This window comes from Capnocytophaga haemolytica (assembly GCF_001553545.1).
GTDB classification, from domain to species: Bacteria; Bacteroidota; Bacteroidia; order Flavobacteriales; family Flavobacteriaceae; genus Capnocytophaga; species Capnocytophaga haemolytica.
The window spans coordinates 491,316-514,550 of the sequence record NZ_CP014227.1 but is presented as its reverse complement, the minus strand read 5'-3'; the positions used below and the strand labels follow the sequence as shown (position 1 = coordinate 514,550).

Here is a 23,235-nt window from a genome sequence, read left to right as displayed (position 1 = left end):
TTTACTGTTAATTTACAACGGCTTTGTAATCTCCAAGAACCACGCTTTTACCTCGCCATCTAAGTCAGGGAGGAGTGCTGTGCGGCAGCGTTCGTGGTAATCGTTGAGCCATTGGCGTTCCTGGTAGGTAAGAAGCTCTGGTTTGATGCTATTTGGCAAAAACGGACATAAGGTTAGCGTTTCAAAATTGTAGAACGTACCAAAATCATTGCTGGTTACCTCTTTTATTGCCACAAGATTCTCGTGCCTGATGCCATACTGCCCTTCGATGTAGCAGCCAGGCTCATCTGAGCATACCATCCCAGCATAGAGCACCTGTGGATTCATCTCCTTGCGTATATTCTGCGGACCTTCGTGCACATTCATAAAACTGCCCACGCCGTGCCCTGTACCGTGCCCGTAGTCCTTAGCTTCCTTCCACAACGCCATTCGTGCAAAAGCATCGAGCTGTACCCCGCGTGTACCTCGTGGAAACTGCACCATCGCCAGCTGAATCAAGCCTTTGAGCACTAAGGTACTATCGCGCAAGAACGCATCGGATACCTTCCCTAAAGGTATCGTACGTGTAATGTCGGTAGTGCCTTCGAGGTATTGTCCTCCTGAGTCCACCAAGATGCTACCCTCGGCAAACACCTCTGCACTGCCTTCCTTCGGAGCCGAATAGTGCACAATAGCTCCGTTGCCTTTATAGCCAACAATACTGCCAAAACTTTCACCCACGAAGTTCTTACCTTCTTCACGGAAACCGCGTAACTTCTCGCCTATGCTGTACTCGGTCATCGGCTCTTTCCCCACTTGATGCGTCAGCCAATAGAGGAACTTAACCATCGCTACACCATCGCGCTGCATTACGGTGCGGAAGCCTTCTAACTCTGTTTCATTCTTCACTGCCTTCATCAAGTTGCCTGGTGCTGCGGCAACTGTTATCTTGTTATGCGCTTCTAAAGCCCCAAATATCGCCTGATTGGCATTCGGTGCCAAGAGGATGTTGTGCGCTTTCAAAGTCGCTAAATACGGGAAGAAATCTTCATAAGCGGCTACCTTCACTCCTGCTGCTTGCAAGTGCTGCTCTACTTCTGGGGTCAGTTTTGCCTTATCCACAAAGAGCGTAGCCTCATCCAAGCCAAGGGCTATATAGCCCACAAACACAGGATTGCATTCCACATCACTACCGCGCAAGTTCAGCGTCCAAGCCACATCGTCTAAGGCTGTAATGATGTGCAAGTCAGTCTCTGCTGCCTGCATTTTCGCCCTGATTGCCGCGAGCTTACTCACTACCGACTGCCCCGCCCATTTATCAGGGTGTACAAAAATCGTGTGTAGTGGATTGCGTTCGCGCGCTGTCCATACCTTGTCGAGCAAAGGTTTGTGTACGAGTTTTATACCCTTATTGCTAAGTTCACTTTCCAGCTGAGTATAGAGTGCGTGCGAAGTTGCCAACGCATTTACTGCTACCGTAGCCCCCGCTGGCAATTCACTGCTAAGCCACTGTGTATACGAAGGCGTATCCTCAAGACCGTCCTTAAAGAGGGTAATCCCCGAGTCTTTAAGTTCTATGGCTGCCTGCACAAAATAGCGCGAGTCCGTCCAAAGCCCCGCCTTATCTTTGGTAACCACCACAAAGCCTGCCGAGCCTGTAAAGCCCGAAAGCCAAGCCCTTTCCTGCCATTCTTTTGGCAAATATTCACTCAAGTGCGGATCCGCACTGAACACTACAAATGCATCTACACCCTCAGAAGCCATCTGAGCGCGCAAAGCTCTTAATTTTTCTGGTGTATTCATCTTTCTTAATGATTAAATGTTCAATGATTAGAACTGAGAACTGAGAACTGAGAACTGAGAACTGAGAACTGAGAACTGAGAACTGAGAACTGAGAACTAATCTACCCCGCAAAGTTACAAAGATTTTCCTCCCCAGCCAAATAAAAACACTACTTTTTTAAAATATTTTAGGGGTTAGCCTTTAGCATTCAGCACGATGGCTAAAAACTAAAAGCTAACCCCTAAAAGCGCTCTTGGCACGGGTGGAGGGATTCGAACCCCCATCAACGGTTTTGGAGACCGCTATTCTACCCTTGAACTACACCCGTATTTTAAAAAAGTTTTGAGATGTGCGCACCTCAAAACTTTTCTTATAAATAGTATAAACCTAAACCTTCTAAGTAATTAGTCAAGAATTTCAGTTACCTGACCAGCACCTACGGTACGTCCACCTTCGCGGATCGCAAAACGCAAACCTACGTTCAAGGCGATTGGGCTCAACAATTCTACTGTGATAGTTACGTTATCACCAGGCATTACCATTTCTACGCCAGAAGGCAATTCGATAGTACCTGTTACGTCAGTTGTACGTACGTAGAACTGTGGACGATAGTGGTTCTTGAATGGAGTGTGGCGTCCACCTTCTTCCTTAGACAAGATATACACCTCAGCTTTGAACTTAGCGTGTGGAGTTACTGAACCTGGCTTGCAGATTACCATACCACGACGGATATCCTTCTTATCAATACCACGAAGCAACAAACCTACGTTGTCACCAGCTTCACCGTGGTCAAGGATCTTGCGGAACATTTCCACACCTGTGATAGTTGAAGTCAATTTCTCAGCACCCATACCGATGATTTCCACTGCTTCACCTGTCTTAGCAACCCCAGTTTCGATACGTCCTGTGGCTACTGTACCACGACCTGTGATAGTGAACACGTCTTCAACAGGCATCAAGAAAGGCTTGTCGATGTCGCGCTGTGGCAATTCAATCCAAGTATCTACAGCGTCCATCAATTTCATTACGCTATCAACCCATTTAGGATCACCGTTAAGTGCACCCAATGCAGAACCTTGGATGATAGGACCATTATCACCGTCGTAACCGTAAGAGTTCAACAACTCACGCATTTCGAGTTCAACGAGTTCTAACAATTCAGGGTCATCAACCATATCCACCTTGTTCATAAACACAACAATACGTGGGATACCTACCTGGCGACCAAGGAGGATGTGCTCACGAGTCTGTGGCATCGGACCGTCAGTAGCGGCAACTACCAAGATAGCACCGTCCATCTGAGCAGCACCTGTAATCATATTCTTTACGTAGTCCGCGTGGCCTGGACAGTCAACGTGTGCGTAGTGACGGTTAGCGGTTTGATATTCTACGTGTGAAGTATTGATGGTGATACCTCTTTCTTTTTCCTCTGGAGCGTTATCGATCGAGTCGAAGCTTCTCAATTCTGAAAGACCTTTTTCAGCCAATACCTTAGTGATTGCAGCTGTCAAAGTAGTCTTACCGTGGTCAACGTGTCCAATAGTACCGATATTCAAGTGCGGTTTGGAACGATCAAATGTTTCTTTTGCCATTTCTAATAAATTTTAAATCTTAGTTATATAAATGAGTGTTAAATGTGTGTACTATACTTTTAGAGCCGATGACGAGATTTGAACTCGTGACCTCTTCCTTACCAAGGAAACGCTCTACCCCTGAGCTACACCGGCTTATAGCTTCCCTCTATTACAAATTAGAGCATTGTCCCCTATAAAAAAGGAATAAGGGGTATAGCCCCTTTGAGCGGGAGACGAGGTTCGAACTCGCGACATTCAGCTTGGAAGGCTGACGCTCTACCAACTGAGCTACTCCCGCATAATTGTGGGGAGAACAGGATTCGAACCTGTGAAGGTAAAACCAGCAGATTTACAGTCTGCCCTCGTTGGCCGCTTGAGTATCTCCCCTAAAATAATTATTAACCCTTTAAAACTATGAACTTGAGCCGGCAGAGGGATTCGAACCCACGACCCCGAGATTACAAATCACGTGCTCTGGCCAACTGAGCTATGCCGGCTTTTTTACTCCTATGAAAACACTCCGTTTTTTTCTAAGAGTGCGCAAATGTATAACTTATTTTCAAACCCACCAAATTTTTCCCATACTTTTTTTATCACTTTTTTGCTGAAATAAATATAACTTACTGAATAATAGTAATCTAAAAAGTAATAAAATTTTACATTTTTGCTGTGCTTTCCCCAGTGAGTAGCTACTTTTTAGCCCTCTCAGGTCTACTCAGCACCCCTATGAAGAGGTGCCTTTTTTGAGCAAAAAATTCACCACCACAGCCGCCGCCTGCAACCCAAAAACAGCAGGCATATAGCTCATCGTTCCGTAGTACGACTTCTTATAATTACTCCCATCGGTGCGCTCCATCGTGTCCTTCGAAACAATCTCTTCCGAATACACCGCCTTAATGCCCGAATAGATCCGCTCCTTCTTCAAGCGCTTGCGTATCGTCTTTGCCAGCGGACAGTTGCGCGTCTTCCTAATATCAGCCACCTTCACCTGTGAAGGGTCTAACGCACCACCAGCTCCCATACAACTAATCAACTTCACCTTCTTACCCTTAGCCGCTCTCATCAAGCTCAGCTTCGGACTAATGCTATCAATACAATCCACCACATAGTCATACACTGGGTCAACAAGCTCCTCCGCCCGCTCAGGGGTTAGAAACTCATTGATCACCCTAAGTTCCAACTCAGGATTGATATCCAGCAAACGTGCTGCCATCACCTCTGCCTTAGCCTTGCCGACAGTGCTTCGCAGCGCCAGCAGCTGTCGGTTGATATTCGTCATATCCACCGTGTCACCATCTACAATTGTAAGCCTGCTCACACCCGCGCGCACAAGAAACTCCGCCGCAAACGATCCTACACCACCCAAGCCTACTACCAGCACATTCGCCACCCGCAAGCGCGCGATACCCTCCTCCTTCACCAAAAGCCGTGTGCGTTCTAACCAGTCCTTCTCCATCTATATACCACCCTTACACACAACTAATCTTACCCACTCTACGCTCGTGGCGACCGCCCTCAAAGCTCGTTTCTATAAAGGTACGAACGATCTCCACAGCTTGTTCAATAGCCGTAAAACGCGCAGGAATACTCACCACATTAGCATCGTTATGCGCCCGTGCCAGTTCAGCGATCTCCTTTGTCCAACACAGCGCACAGCGTACAGCTGCGTGCTTATTAACCGTCATAGCAATGCCATTGCCACTACCGCAGATCACAACCCCCATTTCAGCCTCGCCACGCTCCAATGCCTGAGCCACAGCGTGTCCAAAGTCAGGGTAGTCCACACTCTCAGCCGTATCAGTGCCAAAGTTCTTCACCTCGATACCCCTACTTTCCAAAAAAGCCACTATCGCCTTCTTGTAATCCACCCCTGCGTGGTCATTTCCTATTGCAATTCTCATTAGTAAATTAACAAAATATATATTATAAAGGTACATAGCCCTCTCTACTTCCCTGCCCGTATGGAACTGAGTGTCTGCTGTGTAATCCCCAAATACGACGCTACGTGCCCCAGCGGAATGCGCAGTAATATCTGCGGATTTTCCTCCAAAAGATGCTCATAGCGCTCCTGAGCCGTACAGAACTTAAGCGAGTAAATCTGCTTAGCCAAACGCTTCAAAGTGAGTGTCAAAATAAAATTCATAAAGTTATTGAAGGCTATGTTGCCCTTAAAACGGTCATTCAACACCGAAAAGTCAGTAACACGCAGCTTACACCCTTCCATAGCCTCGTAGTTATAGGGAAAATACATCTTCAAAAAGATATTCTCAATAGGTGCATAGAACTGCCCTTCACCTATAAAGGTATAAGTTACATCCTTACCTTCTTTCTGGTAATAAAGGCGCGTAATCCCCTCTTCCACAAAGAATACCTTATGCGTTTGGCTCCCTTCCACTATCAGCGTCTCCCCCTTGGAAACCTCTACTTCCTCAAATAAATCATCTAAAATATCAACTATGTCAGCAGGCAACTGCTTATCCTTTTCTAAATATGTTCTTAATGTCATTATTTCTTTCTTTGCGGCACAAAAATACACCTTTTTTCGAACATACCAATCATTTCAATGAAAAATTATTTTCAATCTACACAGAACTTCCAACATTATCAGCACTTTACAAAATCACTTTTCAACCACCAACCCTTCCATAACAAACCCACAACGGAGCGAGAACGGAACAACAACGGAGTAGAACCCAGAGGTCAGAGAACAGAAACCAGAGAACAGATCTAAGGTATCTCAACTCACACTCCTCCCTCCCTTCTCCTCTCTCCCTTCTCCTCTTTACTCTCTACTCTCTGCTCCCTGATCTCTCCTCTCTAAAAAACTATCTCCTATCCATTGTTCATTATACATTAATTCGTATCTTTGCCGCTTTAATAGCAAAAAACAATCAGTATGAAACTGTATATATCCGTTGTGCTGCTCTGCCTGAGCTTCGCTGTGGGACAAGCACAGACCCTCAAAGAAGTACGCGAAGCCTACCCTAAGGCAGCCACTTCCAAAGAAAACGCCCAAGCCTTCGCAGCCTTGATGGCAAAAGCACCCACCACCGACCTGCTCTTGAGTGCCTATAAAGGCGCCTCACTGATGATCAACGCTAAGTACGGAGGCAACCGTGTGGCACTCCTCAGAGAGGGCAAACCCCTTATCGAAAACGCCTTGCAAAAGCACCCTGACAATGCCGAGCTACACCTGATACGCCTCAGCGTGCAGGTAGGGCTGCCTAAGGTAGTCCCTTATAAGAACGATATAAAAGCTGATAAAGCCTTCCTGCTCACCCATTACCCTGAGCAGAGCGCCCCTTTAAAGCAGTATATCGCAGCCTTCATTGCACAGTCATCTGCTTTTACCCCTGAGGAGAAAGCCTCCGTAAAACCCTAACCTCCTACCCTATTGACAACAACAATCACCGATACCATCGCCGCCCTTCGCCTCTGTGTGCTCATCCCGACGTATAACAACGCTCGTACCCTCAAGCGCGTTATCGACGGAGTGCTGCACTATACCCCTCATATTATCGTGGTAAACGACGGCGCTACCGATACTACAGCTGAGATCCTCGCTGCCTATTCCTCCCTTACAGTCATCACCCTTCCAAAGAATAAAGGCAAAGGCAACGCCCTAAAAGTAGGCTTCCGCCGTGCCCTTGCCTCAGGCTATGACTACGCCCTGACCATCGACTCCGACGGTCAGCACTACCCCGACGATATCCCTGTGTTTATCAACGCCCTAAAAGAGACCTCTACCCCTACCCTACTGGTAGGCAGCCGCGATATGAGCCACGAGAGCGTCCCCAAGAAAAGTAGCTTTGGGCACTGCGTGTCCAACTTCTGGTTTAAGTTCGAAACGGGGGTTGCCCTACCCGACACCCAGTCGGGTTACCGTCTATACCCATTGCACGCCTTGCCTAAGCGCTATTATAGTGAGAAATTCGAGTGGGAGATAGAGGTGCTGGTACGCGCCAGCTGGCGTGGTGTGACGCTGAAAAACGTGCCTATACGCGTGCTTTACGACCCCGAGGAACGCGTCTCACACTTCCGCCCCCTACGCGATTTTACCCGCATCAGCGTGCTGAATACCCTCTTAGTGCTCATCGCACTGTTCTACATCAAGCCACGCAACTTCTTCCGCGACTTCAAAAAAAAAAGCCTCTCGCGTTTCATCAAGGAGGATCTCTTAGAGAGCGATAGCACTGCTGAAGTCAAAGCCTCATCGGTAGCGCTGGGGGTCTTCTGTGGTATTGCTCCCTTCTGGGGCTTTCAAACGGTGATTACCATTGCATTGGCGGTCTTCTTTCGTCTGAATAAGTCACTCGCCTTTCTGTGCTCCAACATCAGCATTCCCCCGATGATCCCACTGATTGTATGGGGGTCGCTCAAGGTAGGTTCACTTGTAGTGGGTGGCAGTCTTCTGCCTCCCAAGGGCGAAATCACAAAGGAGTTCATTGCTAATAACCTCTTGCAATATCTCACAGGCAGCATCATATTGGCAGCACTGTGTGCCTTTCTCTTAGGTGGCATTGCTTATCTGTTCCTAAAAAACAGACATCACCCTCTTACCCACTAAAAATTATCTAAGTCAATTGCACAAAAATACGAGCTTATAAGGGTATAAAGTGTGTAAAAAGGTCGTTTTTTGTGCAATCATAATCCGTTGATTGTTCGTTGATTCCATACTAAACCTAATACTAACCTAATACCAACCTAATACTTTTCTTTGGAATGAACGGCAAGTGAGCCCCATATCCAGCCGAGATCAACCGTGCTTTATCGGGGAAATAGATGAGGAAGAGGCGTTATTTTCGTGCGATTGAGCTAAAAATTAACTGTTATCCATTGTACATTATACATTAATTTGTATCTTTGCCGTCAGAAAACCAACTGAGATAGCGATGTCTTCACTCAAACAATTTGTAAGTACCTTACTGCTCTTTTGCAGCCTGCTCATCTATGGACAGCAATACCCCGTAGAGGTGCACGTGGCTGCCACGCCCCCCTATGAACAGTCGCTGCGCGCCTATTGGAGCAGCCCCGAGCGCAAGATTCAAGTGCACCTGCTGCTGAAGGATCTCCACTCTGCCACTCAGCAAATCGCCCTGCGCTTCTCTTTGGAGAATATGCAAGGAGGCATCATCGCTCAGACCTCAGACTACGCCCTCCCCTACTTAGAAACCCTCACTCCCAGCCAGCGCATCACCCTTGATAATCAGCAGTTCCGACAGCTATTCGCCTTTGAGAACCTCACAGGCATCACTCAGCCTTTCTACGACAACCTCCTGCCCGAAGGCGGCTATTTCCTGTGTTTTAGGGCGTTCAACCCCGTCACTCAAATGCCTGTGTCCAACAAAGGGCGCGCCTACATACAGATACGACGCTTCTCCCCGCCTCTGCTCACCCTGCCTCATCGCGGCGAAGTGCTCAGCAAGCTAAGTGACTTTCAGCAACTACCCTTCCAGTGGACACCTCGTGACCCTGTGCCTTTCACACGCTACGAGTTTACCCTCAAAGAGGTCTGGGACTTATCCCTCAGCGCCGAAGAGGCTTTCCTCTCTGGGAGACTCATACACCAAGAGGAGACCTCAGCCACCTCACTGCTCTACGGTGTTGATAAGCCGCTACTGACTGATAACAAGCGCTATGTGTGGCGCGTACGGGCGTTTACCGACAACCCCAATGCTGCAATGGATACGCCTTCGTACTTTAAGAATGGGGGCACTTCTGAGGTGTTTTACTTCGACTATATCAGCCAGTGTCAGCCGCCGCAGATGCTCAGCGCTAAGGCTCAGAGCCACTCCGCCAACGTGCAATGGATAGGCAGCCTGCCCATAGGCAGCGAGGGTAGCTACAAGGTGATGTACCGCGAGAAAGGCAAAACGTGGCACTCGCAACTCGCCTCGCAGCCTTCCACCACCTTGGTAGGGCTGAAGGATGGCAAGAGGTATATCTACAAAGTGGGGGTGCCTTGTAACTTGCAAGGTGGCAATGTTGGAGTTTTTGGTGGGCAGGCGTATGCTTTTAGTCCTGAACAGGAGTTTAATACCCCGCAAAAGACTGACAAAGAGGGCAATGTACAGTGCGGCACTAAGCCTACAATACGCATCACCAACCGCGAGCCGCTACAAGACCCTCTCGCTCCTAACGACACTTTTATTGCAGGGGATTTCCCTGTGACTGTACTTGAAGCTCAAGGGGGTGGGGGTACTTACTCGGGCAAGGGTATCGTGGAGATCCCCTACCTAGCAAACTCGAAGGTGCTGGTGACCTTTAGCAACATCAAACTCAACACCAATAGGCAGCTCATCGACGGGATGCTGGTAACTACTTATGATAAGACGGAGAAAAACGTTAACTTCCTACAAGAAGGTGTAGGCGAACTCTTTGGTGATAGAGGTATCAAAGGACACAAAGTGCCTTTTGAGATTGACCATATTAAGGTTGATAATTCTACCCAACCACCGAGAATCACCATCATTGGTAAAACAGACCCCGCAACAGGCAATGCCCCTACAATGGAGCTACCCACAGGGCGTGACTACCAAATCGTCGACAGTGCAGGAAAGGTTTACTCTGTGGATGAAGGGGGAAATACTACCGATATCGGCAAACTAAGTTCCACTAAGTTAGCACATAAGCCTACTTATAAAGCCTCTACAGGCAAAGACGGTACACCTACACAGGTTGTCAGTGATAACTTTACTGTTCGCTGGGATTTTGAAGGTTCTAATTATGCTTATGACACTCGTGGCGAAGTGCCTTACAAAGCCTTGGTAAAGGATAAAGACGAGCACTTTAACGTGCTTATCTCTCAGAAAGATACGACTGCCTACCGCTTTGTATTCCGCAATGAAAAAGGGGTAGAGATCCCTTCAAAAGAGCTTGAAAAGGGAAAGTTTGAACTCAGCTGTAAAGGGCTTTACGACTTCGCCGACGAGCCGCTATGGGTGGTAGCTGTCCCTAAGAAAGGTGGCAAAGATGCTCAAGGGGAAGTCATCAGTCAGTGTGTATTAGTGCATCTGGCTGAAAAAGAGGTCAATGTGGTGTTGGTGCCTACCTCAAAGAGCGTTCGCATCACTGACGCTGCCCTTAAAGAGGTGAGTGCCATCTACCAGCGGGTAGGAGTGCAACTGCATTTTAGCGAGGAGGCTGTATTTGACATCTCTAAGTTCTTGCAAGATGGTAAGTTACCAACAGAAAATAAGCTGGGTGACCTCTCAACTTACAGTCCTGAGCAGAATGCTATCATCAGTGAGTTTAAGCAAAGCCATAGTGTAAAGAGTGATGCTTATTACCTCTTTATCACCGACAGCGGCAGTAGCACAGGGCAAGGGGGCTATATGCGGCTTAATGGTCAGTTTGGGTTTGTCTATGGGCTCAACCCCAAAGTGCTCGCCCACGAACTGGGACACGGCGCCTTCCAGCTCGAGCACCCCAAAGCCTCCGACCTGCTGATGAGCGCCAGTGGCGAGGGCACTGCCTTCGCATACGAGCAATGGAAGCAAATCAACGACCCTAAAGTAAAACTGTATGCCTTTCAAGGGCAAGGGGAAGGAGAGAAGTATCACATTCTATCTTTGTTAGAAAAAATTAAAAAAGGCTCAGGAAATGGAGACTTTAGTATAAACTTTATAAAAGATTATGAATGGAAAATAGATAAAGAGGGAAGTTATCCTATATCTTCGATTGACAAAATTGATTTAGATGGCGATCACATAGAAGAAAAGGTTGAAACAATTGTAAAAGGAGGAGTAGCTAATAAAGATTATATCATTGATCTCCGTATTACCAATGGACTTTATAATAGTTGTAGTATTGACTATGAGATAGGAGTAGAAAAGAAAAACTTCTTCTGTTTGGTTTTTAAGAACAAGAAAAATCAACAAGTATTTCAATTTAAAGTAGAAGATTTTAGTACCTACCAGAAGTTATTGACATACCTAAGTATGAAACTAACTGATAAGGCTCTTGCTTCTCTTATTCAAAAATACAAAGAAGAAATATTTTCGACAAATAACTGTAATGAATTAGATTACTTATTTGAGGCTATCGGAGATTCTATAACAACCAAACTGCCTAAAGAAACTGTGTGGAGAGCGCTTGTTTCTCTCTCTCAATGTTCAATGGGTGAAAGTTGGGGAACAAAAGAGGAAACAGCTGCTATAAATATTTTAAGAGGTATTGAAGATAAAGAATACCTTTACAATCAGTTATATAATCATCAGGAAGTTGTTTATGATTTATATCAGAGGATTGATGGAGATAACTTAATCACATACCTGACAATTTTAGCGGAGTTAGTTGATCATTATGCTGAAAAAACACCTGATAATAACTATTGTTATTTAGGAGTAGTCCCACCTGATAGGTTTATCACAGATATTGATGATATAGATGCTCATCATAAAAAAAAGCATATAAAATCTCGTGTGATAGATTCCTCAAAGGGGGTAGAACTTCAAATAACACCTCTAAGTGATTTTTATAAATCAAATTTATTGGATCTTGTATGTGCTTATAAGAATTATAGGAACTACGATCAAGGTTATGATGAACTCCCACTTATATATATTTATCATCTTTCTAAGAAGCAAGAGCAGAAAGAATTTTTAGAAGTTGTAAATTATTTCTCTACTTTTGCTGGATTATATGGTTCTGCTCGTATCTTATTTGCTAAGACAGTTGGAGTTATTGCTAAATCTATTGCAATAACAGAAATTTCTAACTTAGCTATTACAACCTATGTAAATAATCATCAGGAGGAACTCAGCAGATTAGGGAAAGAAGGCAAATGGATTGCTGAGAATTGGAATAAGATAAGCATTGGTATTGACTTAGCTACTTTTAGCACGGCTTTTTTAAATGATTTTGTTAGAAATGGAAGTGTGGTAAGTTCAAAATTGAATACCAGAGGTGCTGAAAAAGAAGCTAAAGAATTAGATGAAATAACAGAAAGTTTTCGTAAAGAATTAGCTAAAAGAGAGAAGATTTATGGTAATAAAGTAGAAAAAAATGCTTTAGGAAATGGAGAAAGTTTGAGTGAATTAGCAAAAAAAGTATCAAAAGAATATGATTTGCTGATCAAGAATGGATTAAAAATAGAGAAGAAGGCTAATACTATTATTTTTAGGAATAAACAAGGTGAGACTGTTGCTTCTGTTTTTAATAATAAACTCAGACCTAACAAATGGATTGCTAACTATAATTCTGAGAAATTAGGATATAAAAAAATCGGAGAAAAAGATGGATATTGGATATACTCAAAAGAAAATGGAGATATCCGCTTTGATATAGGATTTAGAAAGGAAAGAAAATTAGAGTCTAGAGAAGTAAATGATTATCTGGTAAACGGACAAAAGAAAGATTTAGATGGACAACCATATTGGGCAGGTACAGAAGTTGAAGAGATAATATTAGGAAATAATAACGAAATAATATATTTCGTAGAAAATTATAAAAATGGAATTCCTAATCCTGGTCAATATGCTTCAAAAGAAGCAATCACAACCATTAAGGAATTACGACAAAAATTAGCTGTAAAGGAGGCTTGGAAACCAACTTCAGAAATCCCTACTCTAAGAGCATATAAAGTTAAAACTCCTCTTAGAGTAAGAAGTGGGATAATTGGTCCTCAGATAGATAATGGTGTAAAATTACAAGGTGGTGGACATCAATATGAAATAATAGATTATTTAGGAAACGATTGGCAAAAATACTTAATTCCTATAGACACAAAAGGAGTAAAATTAAAATAAAATGATAGAAAAGTTTCAATATTTTTCATCTAACGGAATATTTCTAGATGTAAATTTAGATATAAATAGTAAAGAAGATTATTTATTTAAGAATAATCCAGAGACAGAAATTTCAAAGTTTTATCAAGCTCAGTCAAGCGGTATAAAATGGATATTTAATCAGAAAACAATTACTATTCACAGGAAAAATACTATAATAAGTGGATACCCCTTTCCTAATCTAGAAAAAGTTCTGATTATCTATCATAATAAAGCTCTGATATACAATCAAGATGGAAAACTACTTTTAGAAATAAATCCTCCCGATACTTATCTATCAGAATTAGCTAAAAAAATGAGAAATAAATTATATTTCAACAGTTATTCCATATATTTTCCTGCTTGGATAAAAAAAAATAATCACCTAATAATGCAAATACAAATAAACTATAATCAAAATTGGTATGAACTAAGAGAACTTGATTGTGAAACAGGATCTTTAGGAAATGTTACTGGAGAGGGAATGAGGTAGCGACCTTATAATAGAAAATGAATAGAAGTATGATTATTAATAACTTCCTAAATAGATTAGAACTATTTTATAGAAATTTTGGTGATGAATAGAAAATTAGTGATTTTTCAGCAAATCGTAACACCCAAAAGATATTAAAAGAGTATTTAATCACTCTTGAAGTAAAAGGAATTATTAAATTTATTGATGATAATAAATTTAAGATAATTAATCTCCCTTCTAAATACAAAGACTAAAAACTTTTTTACAAAATAAAACCATATCTTTAACTCATAAAGAAAATCAAAAAGATTGTTGTAATTATAGTTGTGGTATTGTCAGCTAATAACGGAACAATATCTTAAGCTTGGTAAGTTATCTTTTTTATATCTCATATCTAAGACCCTAATAACCAAACTAACTTTACATTTACAATATTTTTACAACAGCAAAGAACCTACGATATAAAATAAACTCGTACTTTTGCCCCATAAACGAAGATAAAGAAAATGAAAAAAATTGTTTTAATTATAGTTGTGCTGTTGTCAGTTAATAGCTGGGGACAATATATTAACCTTGAAAAATTAGAAAACTGCTTAAAAGATAGAATGAGAGATTTCAATTCTAATCTTTATATGAGAGGTTCTGGCTATAATATATTATTTCCTAAGCACTCTGAAAATGATGTTATATACAGATATGATGAATCAATTTATAAAGATGGAGTCGCTTTTCTTAATTTTTGTTATATAAGAGCTAATGGTATGTATCAGCCTTATGGAATAATAGGAGAATCAATGTATACTATTTTGATTGCGACTCCTTTCGGATGGGAACCAATGAATTATTCTGTTGCATACTTATCTAAAGATCCAGATATAACTGTCAAGGTATTGGGAAAAAAACCTTATTATGAGTGGGATGATATTCTCTTAGAATTTCATATTGGAAGTCGTGTTAATGGGTATAAAGCTAACTCGATATCTAATAATGTAGTAGCTGACTATATCACTTTTTATATACACGCTCCCCTGAGAACTGAGGTTATAAAAGATAATATAAGTAACTCTTATCTTCCTACTAATAAAAATATAATTCTACTAGATCGAATTCCATTAATGAGTAGTCCTTCTCCAGAAGATTTTAAGGAAATTTACAATTTCCAGTATCGTACAGAAAATGAACCAGACTGGAAAGATATGCCTTTTGAATATCATCTTAGAGATGGTAGAGTTGATGATATTTTTTATGGAGGTGATGGGTTTCGCTCTATTAGCTTTAAGATTTGTGCTAAAGATATATTTAGAGAAGAGACAGAAAAATATATTGGGAGAAACATATATTTCCGCGTAGCTTCGCATCCTTATCAAGGAGAATATATCTCTTGGTCAGAACCCGTAAAACTCACTATCGTCCCCTCTGCTCCCGAAATAATCAAAAAAGAACTCAATCAACCAAAGTGTGTAGGAGACAATGGCTCTATCACATTAACCTTTGATAGAAAACTCAAAGGAGAACTAAATCAATACAAAGCTAATAAAGAAATTATTAAAAATAATAACCCAAATTGTAGCTATATAGGTGAAGTTATGAACCTATCAATAGAGGATGATACTAATAAAACCGCTCTACCTTATCAGATAGACATCAATGAGACATTATTAACCACCAACACCCTAACACTAAATAACATTCCTTTTAAAGAAGGTACTAACAGATACAGCATTAAGTTTACTGGTACATACTACTATAAGGATACTGTTGGAGGATGCCATAGCATTACCCTCTACACCGACGGCACCAACCAATCCTACCACTTCTCCGTCACTATGCCCTCGGCACTCACAGCAACCGCCACAAGTGCCAATATCACCTGTCACGGTGCCAATAACGGCTCCATCTCCTTTAACATCGCAGGCGGCACGCCTCCCTATAGCTACAGCATTGCCAAAAACGGAGCCCCATTCTCGCCCTATACCCCTTTTAGCGATAGCTCCAATAAAATCACAAATCTTGCCGCGGGCAACTACAACGCTCATATTCAAGACGCTAACGGTTGCTCAGTAAAAGATGGCTTGGGCAACCCTATAAACTTCCACTTTACCATCACAGAGCCCCCTGCCCTATCCATCAAAGCTGGGACAGAAAATATTACCCATATTACTACCCCAAATGCAAATGACGGAGCTTATAACGCAACTCTTGAAGGCGGTAATGACAATACTTACACAGGCACCCTCACCAAGATTGGCAGTACTTATCAAAGCCAGCAAATAAGTAACGAATTTAACTTTAAAGGCCTCTCCGCAGGCGACTACCGCTTTGTTGCTGCCGACAGCAAGGGCTGTACGACCCAAACCACCTTTACCATAAAGGATTACGTCCCTATGCAAGTCACCATCACCGTCACTCAGCCCATCTCCTGCCATAGTGCCAACCCCGACCCCAACGACAAGGACGAGAACCTCAACGGTATCGGTGATAAAAACGAGAACGGCACCCTCTCCGCCTCAGTCACTGGCGGATTAGGCAATTACAAGTATCAGTGGTTCCAGCAAAAAAATGGAACTCCTATAAAGATGGAAAATAAACAAGAGCCTATTCTTAAAAATTGCTCAGAAGGTATATACTCTCTTCAAGTAAAGGACTTTTCTAACAATGTCGTCACCCAAACCGTCCAACTAAAATTCCCTGAAAAGCTCAACATCCGTGTGGAGGCGCCTCTGATGCAATGTTCACAGCCCAACAGTGGCACTGCCAAAGTCTTTGTCACAGGGGGGAATCCGCCCTACCACTACCGCTGGAGCAATGGCGATACCACCAACAGCATCAGCAACCTCACTGCTGGAAAGTACCTTATCACTGTTACTGACCATAACGGTTGCAGCACACAAACGCAGGTCATCCTCAAATTCCCCGACGCCATCGAGGTGCAACCTACTATCCAGCACAACCGTTGCTATGGCGTCGCCGATGGGAGTATCTCCCTAAAAATTGCTGGCGGCAAAGGCACCATCTCCATACAGTGGTTCGACAGCACTGGAAAACCTATCATTGAGCACCTTAGCGCCGATAAAAAGCAGTTGACAGGCTTAACCGCAGGTACTTATAAGGTCGTCCTCAGCGATGAGAGCGACTGCCCCACCGTCACCGAACTCATAGAGGTAAAGCCCGCCGCCGAAATCCCGTTTAGCTTCCCCGATGAGATAACCCTTTGCCAAAGCGACCACTACCTATACACCGTCAGCGACACCGATTTCTCTCATTGCCTTTGGGTTGATAGCACGGGTAAGGAAGTCGCCACTGGCAATACTTTCAGTGCAACCCTCGCAGGGGTTTACACCCTAAAAGCCACTTACAAAGGGAGTTGTCAGATCGCCAAGCAGTTCACCGTAAAGCAGAAAAACGAGACTTTCGAGATGGATTTCCTCGCTGCCACCACCTCTTATTACGATTACACCCTCAAACTCATCGACATCTCAAAACGCATTGACTCCGAGCAATGGCTTCTACCTGAGGGAGTTGAAATGATTTCACAGCAAAATCGTGAAGCTGAGATCCGTTTTCCCAAGGAGGGCGTTTACACCATCGGGCTTCAAGGCACACTCGGCGGTTGCACCAAGCGCGTCTACAAAAAATTCTGGACGGAGAAAGATCGGATCGGTATCGGAAACAGCGACGATTTTCACAAGCGCATCAGTGTGCTGGTAGTGCCCAACCCAGCAGGCAGAGGCACTGCCCCCTACATCAAAGTCGAGATGACCGAGAAAAGTCCTATCAACGTTCGTATATTCAACATCTTAGGACAAGAGCTCTTCAACAAAGACTTCCCCGCCGAAGAGCACTTCAAGATCCTCACCAACTCCCTTACCCTCTCCGCTGGCGACTACATCGTAATCGTCCAAGCCGATAAGGACGTCATCGCCGCCAAAATGGTCATAAATTAAACGAAAAAACAAAAGCGTTTTTTTCTCTCGAAAAAAATACGTACCTTTGTGCCATCAATTTCTTAAAACAGAACATTATGAGTGTCATACGAAAAGAAGATTTTACACACGATGAGCTTATCAAGCGCATCTTCAAAGCCTATGAAAAGGCTGATAAACAGAAGTATGCTAACCTTTTCCTCGCAAGTCTGAGCACTGGCGAGCTCAGTTGGCGTGGTGGTTTGGCAGTCCTCGCTGTAATGCAAACTTTCCCCAAACACAAGTTTATTCCTCGCGGGAAAGATGAGTTTTTACCAGGCTATTGCAAGATCTGTACCAACCACGAAAAATCATTCATCGGCACCCCTGAATACCTCGAATACTGCTTCGAGCACGAGGGTGGCATCTGGCCTGACGACCTGCTAAAGATGTACACTTTCCTGCTGAAAACAAATGCCTTAAAGGACAGAAAGCCTACCAAAGACGATTTTAGGATATTCTCACATATTATCAACATCCTCCTCAGTGCTGGTCAAATGGAAAACGTAAAACGCGATGTCTTCAGCCAGATACAACAAATAGGGCTGAAAAACACTCCCGTTTACAAACTGCATTATATCATAGATACTTTAGGCTATTGCAGCATCTTGGAAACCAAGCAACACAAAGGCTTCTTACATCAATACACCGACTTAACTACAGCTCCTAAAAAAGCCTATAGTGCAGCTTTTAGCTACCCTGTTGATTTCTGGTTGGGTAAAGACGGCGTTAATCAAGAGGCTCTGAAATTTTGGTTTGGTCACTGCAAAGAGTTGGAAGAATTCTGGACACGCTACCGCGTTTACGCTAAACCTCCGATATAGTGTAGCTCTAAATGCCTCAGTTAAAATCACTCTGAAAGAAAGGCCTTACCGTTACACCTATTTAGAAGTTGTATAAATAACAGACAATGTAGAAATATTTTTAGTAATTCTTTGCTTCGTATTATAAAATTTCGTAGCTTTGCCGAAAAATAACCGAAAGAAATATAAGGTGGAGATTACAGATGTGGCTTATGGTCCTCTTCTTGGGGCTCAGCCACTTGGCTCACGCTCAGCAACCAACCATTAGTGGGACTGTAAAAGATACCCAAGGGAAGGCATTAGCGGGCGTTACAATACATATTAAAAATACTGCGGAGAAAACTCAGACTGATTTAGATGGACACTTTTCCATCGCTGCAAAGGAAGGGGATATCCTTGTCTTTTCCCTAACAGGGATGCAATCTCAGGAGCAAACAGTAAAAGGAATAACCCTGAACGTAGTATTGCTCAGCGAGGCAGAAGCTCAGAAGCCCAAAGGAGAAGGCGTAGCAAGCACCAATATGCGAGGGGCAACCTCTATCACGGGGACTGCTAAACCCTTATGGGTGGTAGATGGCGTCATCTTAGACGACGATGTGCCATTAGACCCTGGAGCACTTTCTTCCTCAGATGCTAAAACCTTACTTGCCTCGGCATTAGGGGGCTTAGTGCTGATGACATCTCGGGATTTAGGGTGCTAAAGGATGCCTCAGCAACTGCTATCTACGGTCCAAGAGCCATCTCAGGGGTGATCGAAGTCACTACACGCAAGGGTAGCAAAGGAAGTAGCAGTATCTCTTACACAAATGAATCTACCTATAGGCTGATACCAATGTACAGCGATTTTAATATTATGAACTCGCAGGAGCAGATGGATCTCTATATGGAAATGATGCGCCGAGGGTGGTTTAGCTATGAGCAATTGGTAGGGAGTGATAAAGCAGGTGAGATGTGGCGTATGTACGACCAAATCAATTCTGCAGCCCCTGATGGCAGCTTCCTGTTGAAGAACACTCCTGAGGCGAAGGGAGAGTACCTAAGGCGTGCTTCACTGCGCAATACCAATTGGTTCAATAGGCTTTTCCAGTCTTCTATAATGCAGCAGCATTCTGTAAGTCTTTCCACAGGTACTGACAAGACTTCATACTACGCCTCTGTATCCGTACTCTCTGACCCAGGTTGGATGAAATACAGCAAGCAAGATTGATACAGTGGTAACCTCAATGCAAATTACAAGTTACACAAGAACTGGACGCTGAACGTAAATGTAAATGGCGAATACCGCGAAAAACATACCCCTGGAGACATTGATCCACTTACTGACAAAGTAAAATCATCAATGGACTTAAATCCTTATTCGTATGCGATGAATGCTTCACGTATGCTCGACCCTAAGGCACACTATCCTTATCGTTATACGCTGATGAATATCTTTGATGAGTTTGAGAACAACTACTCAGATATGAATGTAGCTGACATAAGGCTGCGTGCTAAACTATCGTGGAAGATCACTCCTAAATTAGAAGCTACTGCTTTGGGAGCTATACGCTACCAAGGAACCTCCATCATCAAGACAAAAACAGAGAACTCTAACTACGCACGTGCTTATCGCGAAATGAGTTCCAAAGGGATTATAAACCACAATGAATTCCTCTATGAGGACCCCTATGACCCTTATGATGAGAGGCGTACTGTACTGCCCGAAGGGGGCTTCCTCACCAATGTAAATAGGACGCTGAACCGCAAGGATTTCCGTGCAACACTTAATTATCACAACACTTTTGATAAGCTACACACAGTAAATATACTGGCTGGAGCAGAGGCTGACGATACCTATCGCAACAACAATTCAACTATTGATTATGGGGTGATTTATGGCTTGGGAGATATGGGCTATTTCTCTTATGAAGCTTTTAAGCAGTTGCAAGAGAAATCACAGAGCTATTATACAATTGAGCGTACTACCTCGCGCAACGTAGGCTTTTTTGGGAAATGCCTCTTATGAATTTGCAGGTAAGTATACACTCAGCGGTATTTTGCGATATGATGGCACCAACAGATTTGGCAAATCAGATTACATCCGCTGGATGCCCACTTGGAACATATCCTTAGCTTGGAATATCGCTCAAGAACCTTTCTTTAAGAAACAAAACATACTCTCAAGTATGTCTGCAAAAGCCTCTTTTGGGGTTACACCTCAATTCCCTTCTGTTACCAATTCACTCAATAAACTCATAGGCGATCTGCCTTGGCGTAGTAATGAGCGCACACGTGAGCTTGTCTTGAAGATAAGCGAACTTGCCAACCATAACCTTACTTACGAGAAAAACAAAGAGATCAACATAGGCACCCAAATGGGCTTCTTAAAAAACCGCATTAACCTTACCGCTGAATGGTATCATCGCAACAACTACAACTTGGTAGGAAATAGCCCAACACAAGGACTTAATGGGGTCATCATCCGCAAGGGAAATGTAGCAGAAATGAAGGCTTGGGGTGCAGAATTGACCTTGCAGACTAAAAACATCAAAACAAAGGACTTTGAGTGGACAACAACTTTCATCTACAACAAGAATGAGAATAAAATCACTAAGCTATACGTAGATGCAAGTGTCTCTGAAATGGTCTCAGGCAGTGGGTTCTCCAAGCAAGGCTATCCTGTGGAAGCAATTTTCTCTATTCCTTTTAGAGGGCTGACAGGTGATGGCTTACCTACTTTTGAGAATGCTGACGGCTCTACAACTATTGACGGAATTCGTATGGACTTGCGTAAAGGCTTAGACTTCTTAAAATACTCAGGCACCACTAAGCCTACTGATCAAGGTAGCTTTGGCAACCTATTCAAATACAAAGGTCTTTCACTGAATGTGCTGTTTACTTATGCCTTTGGAAATGTGGTGCGACTACCCACCGCTTTCAAAGCAAAGTATACCAATGAGTCATTATCCTTCCCTAAAGAGTTTAGAGATCGCTAGATGGTGCCTGGTGATGAGCATCGCACAAACATCCCTGCTGTGGCATCTGAATACCAAAATTTCTACAACGTGAACTTGGGACAGGCTTATAATGCCTATAACTATTCAGATGTACGTATAGGAAGAGGTGATTTTATTAGACTTAAAGAAATCTCACTCTCTTATGACTTTGATAATCAAACAGTCAAGCAGATGAAACTAAAACGCTTAGGATTAAAGTTGCAAGCTACTAATTTATTCTTGATTTACGCGGATAAAAAGCTTAATGGAGCGGATCCGGAACGGCTCGCTCTCGGAAGTTCATATATCCCAACTCAGAAACAAATCACCTTTAGCCTGCGCGTAGGACTTTAAAAATAAAATGATGATGAAAATACTAAGATATATTACCATAGCCACTATACTCCTAATACTGGGAAGTTGTGAAAAGTTCTTAGATAAGAATCCAGATAGTAGAGTGGAGCTTGATTCGCCAGATAAGGTAGCAAAACTACTGGTGAACGCCTATCCGAGTACCACTCCTGCTGTGATTGCTGAATTATCCTCCGATAATGTCGATGATATGATCAACCACCGCAGAGGAAATCTCTTTACTGAAGAACTTGTCTATTGGAAGAAAGAGCTACACGAGTATGGCACTAAAGATGGGCTACGTGAGTTGTGGAACGATCATTACTCAGTAATATACACCTGCAATATAGCAATAAATGCAATAAAGGAATCACAGAAGACGGCAAAGGATAAAGCAACACAAGATCAGCTAAAAGCCTCTTTAGGGGAAGCCCTTGTGTCGCGGGCTTATGCACACTTTGTGCTGGTAAATCTCTTTGGGAAGCCTTATAACCCTCAAACGAGTAGCACGGATTTAGGTGTGCCTTACGTAGAAATACCTCTTGAGGAATTTAAAGCTGAACTACCTCGTAACACAGTCGCAGAGGTGTACAAAAAGATTGCTGAAGATTTGCAACAGGGGCTTCCTTTGATTGACGACAATTCTTACAAGGTGCCTAAATTCCACTTTAATAAGAAAGCAGCAAATGCCTTTGCAGCTCGCTTCTATCTCTATCATCAAGATTTTGCTAAAGCAGAAGAGCACGCAACAAACGCAATTGGAGATAATCCTACACTGCGCAATTACAAAGCTTTCTCTGCTATCAGTGCAGACGATCCTCACGCAAAAGAGTATACACGTGATGATGTAGAAGCTAACTTGATGCTTATCGCAGTGGAGACCAACGGTTATGCAGTATTAGAGCAAAACTCACCTTTCCGATTCACTCACGGCAGACCTTTGGCACAGTGAGAAACCTTCCTCAGCGAAGGTAACCCTTGGGTAAACGAATACAAGGACAAAGTGTTTTACAAGGCAGATGCAGAAAAAGACCGCTATGTTTATACCAAATACCCTGTCTATCCAAATAAAACACAATTAGTGCTTTTCAATACAGAAGAAACGCTCTTAGTTCGTGCTGGGGCAAAAATCTTACAAGGTAAGAACACCGAAGGATTGAAGGATATGAACCTATTCCTTGGCAACTATTTAGAACAAGGAGATCAATTAGATGAAGCAAGAGTTGTTAATACTTACAAACGTTTGCCTTACTCGAGCTATGACACTAACACGCTTGTAAGCCGTGCAAATCAAAAGAAACGACTGTCACCTTCTTTTACTATTGCAGATGAAACACAAGAGTGCTTATTGCACTGTCTGCTGCAATGTCGCCGTCTTTTGACGCTCAATGAAGGGTTGCGATGGTATGACATTCGCCGCTATGGTATAGAGATCTATCGCCACGAGTTGCACTTAGACGGCTCTTCAAAGATCGTAGCCGTACTTACCAAAGATGATAATAGACGTACCTTCCCCATCCCAGCAGATGTGGTTGCGGCAGGTATGAAAGATAACCCAAGATAAGA

General features: G+C 43.2%; 18 protein-coding genes and 5 tRNA genes. 13 read left to right on the top strand and 10 right to left on the bottom strand.

Annotated elements, in window-relative coordinates:
- Window positions 1–12: 12 nt before the first annotated feature.
- From AXF12_RS02335 to AXF12_RS02290, 10 genes are all read right to left on the bottom strand, one after another.
- Complete coding sequence (locus AXF12_RS02335; protein ID WP_066428031.1) at window positions 13–1,782, bottom strand: aminopeptidase P family protein; 1,770 nt, start codon at window positions 1,780–1,782, stop codon at window positions 13–15.
- A 234-nt stretch (window positions 1,783–2,016) separates the two neighbouring features.
- Window positions 2,017–2,090 (bottom strand) — tRNA-Trp (locus tag AXF12_RS02330).
- Window positions 2,091–2,166: 76 nt separating this feature from the next.
- A complete protein-coding gene (gene tuf, locus AXF12_RS02325) occupies window positions 2,167–3,354 on the bottom strand; it encodes an elongation factor Tu (RefSeq protein ID WP_066428030.1) in 1,188 nt (395 codons plus the stop codon).
- A 63-nt stretch (window positions 3,355–3,417) separates the two neighbouring features.
- Window positions 3,418–3,489 (bottom strand) — tRNA-Thr (locus AXF12_RS02320).
- 72 nt (window positions 3,490–3,561) lie between these two features.
- Window positions 3,562–3,634: transfer RNA gene (locus tag AXF12_RS02315), tRNA-Gly, on the bottom strand.
- Window positions 3,635–3,641: 7 nt separating this feature from the next.
- Window positions 3,642–3,723: transfer RNA gene (locus AXF12_RS02310), tRNA-Tyr, on the bottom strand.
- A 36-nt stretch (window positions 3,724–3,759) separates the two neighbouring features.
- A tRNA-Thr gene (locus AXF12_RS02305) sits at window positions 3,760–3,833 on the bottom strand.
- A gap of 227 nt (window positions 3,834–4,060) precedes the next feature.
- Window positions 4,061–4,792 carry a tRNA threonylcarbamoyladenosine dehydratase gene (locus tag AXF12_RS02300; RefSeq protein ID WP_066428029.1) on the bottom strand — a complete coding sequence of 244 codons (732 nt, stop codon included), beginning with the start codon at window positions 4,790–4,792 and terminating at the stop codon, window positions 4,061–4,063.
- A gap of 13 nt (window positions 4,793–4,805) precedes the next feature.
- On the bottom strand, window positions 4,806–5,237 hold the full coding sequence (gene rpiB / locus AXF12_RS02295) for a ribose 5-phosphate isomerase B (RefSeq protein WP_066428028.1): 432 nt from the start codon (window positions 5,235–5,237) through the stop codon (window positions 4,806–4,808).
- A gap of 44 nt (window positions 5,238–5,281) precedes the next feature.
- The gene (locus AXF12_RS02290; RefSeq protein ID WP_066428027.1) at window positions 5,282–5,842 is read right to left on the bottom strand and encodes a Crp/Fnr family transcriptional regulator; all 561 of its coding nucleotides are present in this window, start codon (window positions 5,840–5,842) and stop codon (window positions 5,282–5,284) included.
- 390 nt (window positions 5,843–6,232) lie between these two features.
- Here AXF12_RS02290 and AXF12_RS02285 point away from each other — a divergent pair, with 390 nt between their 5' ends.
- The 13 genes from AXF12_RS02285 (at window position 6,233) to AXF12_RS12455 (ending at window position 23,233) form a co-directional block, all read left to right on the top strand.
- On the top strand, window positions 6,233–6,718 hold the full coding sequence (locus AXF12_RS02285) for a hypothetical protein (protein ID WP_066428026.1): 486 nt from the start codon (window positions 6,233–6,235) through the stop codon (window positions 6,716–6,718).
- 12 nt (window positions 6,719–6,730) lie between these two features.
- Complete coding sequence (locus tag AXF12_RS02280; RefSeq protein WP_231909864.1) at window positions 6,731–7,903, top strand: DUF2062 domain-containing protein; 1,173 nt, start codon at window positions 6,731–6,733, stop codon at window positions 7,901–7,903.
- A gap of 325 nt (window positions 7,904–8,228) precedes the next feature.
- Window positions 8,229–13,085 carry a fibronectin type III domain-containing protein gene (locus tag AXF12_RS02275; protein WP_066428025.1) on the top strand — a complete coding sequence of 1,619 codons (4,857 nt, stop codon included), beginning with the start codon at window positions 8,229–8,231 and terminating at the stop codon, window positions 13,083–13,085.
- Between the two features lies 1 nt (window position 13,086).
- On the top strand, window positions 13,087–13,596 hold the full coding sequence (locus AXF12_RS02270) for a hypothetical protein (RefSeq protein ID WP_066428024.1): 510 nt from the start codon (window positions 13,087–13,089) through the stop codon (window positions 13,594–13,596).
- A 1,097-nt stretch (window positions 13,597–14,693) separates the two neighbouring features.
- The gene (locus AXF12_RS02265) at window positions 14,694–17,522 is read left to right on the top strand and encodes a T9SS type A sorting domain-containing protein (protein WP_169792824.1); all 2,829 of its coding nucleotides are present in this window, start codon (window positions 14,694–14,696) and stop codon (window positions 17,520–17,522) included.
- A gap of 77 nt (window positions 17,523–17,599) precedes the next feature.
- Entirely contained in the window at window positions 17,600–18,364 is a 765-nt protein-coding gene (locus AXF12_RS02260; protein ID WP_066428022.1) for a hypothetical protein, read from the top strand.
- A 182-nt stretch (window positions 18,365–18,546) separates the two neighbouring features.
- Window positions 18,547–19,044: a carboxypeptidase-like regulatory domain-containing protein gene (locus AXF12_RS12485; protein ID WP_236853732.1), complete on the top strand. Its 498-nt coding sequence runs from the start codon at window positions 18,547–18,549 to the stop codon at window positions 19,042–19,044.
- Window positions 19,038–19,550, top strand: coding sequence for a hypothetical protein (locus tag AXF12_RS12480; protein WP_236853729.1), 513 nt, complete (start codon window positions 19,038–19,040; stop codon window positions 19,548–19,550). The genes AXF12_RS12485 and AXF12_RS12480 overlap by 7 nt, the downstream gene beginning before the upstream one ends.
- A gap of 132 nt (window positions 19,551–19,682) precedes the next feature.
- Window positions 19,683–20,348, top strand: a complete 666-nt coding sequence (locus AXF12_RS12475; protein ID WP_231909866.1) for a hypothetical protein — start codon at window positions 19,683–19,685, stop codon at window positions 20,346–20,348.
- Complete coding sequence (locus AXF12_RS12470; protein ID WP_231909867.1) at window positions 20,329–21,318, top strand: SusC/RagA family TonB-linked outer membrane protein; 990 nt, start codon at window positions 20,329–20,331, stop codon at window positions 21,316–21,318. Before AXF12_RS12475 ends, AXF12_RS12470 begins: the two co-directional genes overlap by 20 nt.
- Window positions 21,319–21,672 (top strand): hypothetical protein, encoded by a 354-nt coding sequence (locus AXF12_RS12465; RefSeq protein ID WP_231909868.1) that lies wholly within the window; start codon window positions 21,319–21,321, stop codon window positions 21,670–21,672.
- Window positions 21,673–21,685: 13 nt separating this feature from the next.
- Window positions 21,686–22,621: a RagB/SusD family nutrient uptake outer membrane protein gene (locus AXF12_RS12460; RefSeq protein ID WP_231909869.1), complete on the top strand. Its 936-nt coding sequence runs from the start codon at window positions 21,686–21,688 to the stop codon at window positions 22,619–22,621.
- A 51-nt stretch (window positions 22,622–22,672) separates the two neighbouring features.
- Window positions 22,673–23,233: a hypothetical protein gene (locus tag AXF12_RS12455; protein ID WP_231909870.1), complete on the top strand. Its 561-nt coding sequence runs from the start codon at window positions 22,673–22,675 to the stop codon at window positions 23,231–23,233.
- Window positions 23,234–23,235: the final 2 nt, after the last annotated feature.

Excerpts from the sequence above, each read along its gene's own strand:
- AXF12_RS02335 (WP_066428031.1), bottom strand. The coding sequence starts at position 1,782 with ATGAATACACCAGAAAAATTAAGAGCTTTGCGCGCTCAGATGGCTTCT.
- tuf (WP_066428030.1), bottom strand. The coding sequence starts at position 3,354 with ATGGCAAAAGAAACATTTGATCGTTCCAAACCGCACTTGAATATCGGT.
- AXF12_RS02300 (WP_066428029.1), bottom strand. The coding sequence starts at position 4,792 with ATGGAGAAGGACTGGTTAGAACGCACACGGCTTTTGGTGAAGGAGGAG.
- rpiB (WP_066428028.1), bottom strand. The coding sequence starts at position 5,237 with ATGAGAATTGCAATAGGAAATGACCACGCAGGGGTGGATTACAAGAAG.
- AXF12_RS02290 (WP_066428027.1), bottom strand. The coding sequence starts at position 5,842 with ATGACATTAAGAACATATTTAGAAAAGGATAAGCAGTTGCCTGCTGAC.
- AXF12_RS02285 (WP_066428026.1), top strand. The coding sequence starts at position 6,233 with ATGAAACTGTATATATCCGTTGTGCTGCTCTGCCTGAGCTTCGCTGTG.
- AXF12_RS02275 (WP_066428025.1), top strand. The coding sequence starts at position 8,229 with ATGTCTTCACTCAAACAATTTGTAAGTACCTTACTGCTCTTTTGCAGC.
- AXF12_RS02270 (WP_066428024.1), top strand. The coding sequence starts at position 13,087 with ATGATAGAAAAGTTTCAATATTTTTCATCTAACGGAATATTTCTAGAT.
- AXF12_RS02265 (WP_169792824.1), top strand. The coding sequence starts at position 14,694 with ATGAGTAGTCCTTCTCCAGAAGATTTTAAGGAAATTTACAATTTCCAG.
- AXF12_RS02260 (WP_066428022.1), top strand. The coding sequence starts at position 17,600 with ATGAGTGTCATACGAAAAGAAGATTTTACACACGATGAGCTTATCAAG.
- AXF12_RS12485 (WP_236853732.1), top strand. The coding sequence starts at position 18,547 with ATGTGGCTTATGGTCCTCTTCTTGGGGCTCAGCCACTTGGCTCACGCT.
- AXF12_RS12475 (WP_231909866.1), top strand. The coding sequence starts at position 19,683 with ATGGACTTAAATCCTTATTCGTATGCGATGAATGCTTCACGTATGCTC.
- AXF12_RS12465 (WP_231909868.1), top strand. The coding sequence starts at position 21,319 with ATGGTGCCTGGTGATGAGCATCGCACAAACATCCCTGCTGTGGCATCT.
- AXF12_RS12460 (WP_231909869.1), top strand. The coding sequence starts at position 21,686 with ATGAAAATACTAAGATATATTACCATAGCCACTATACTCCTAATACTG.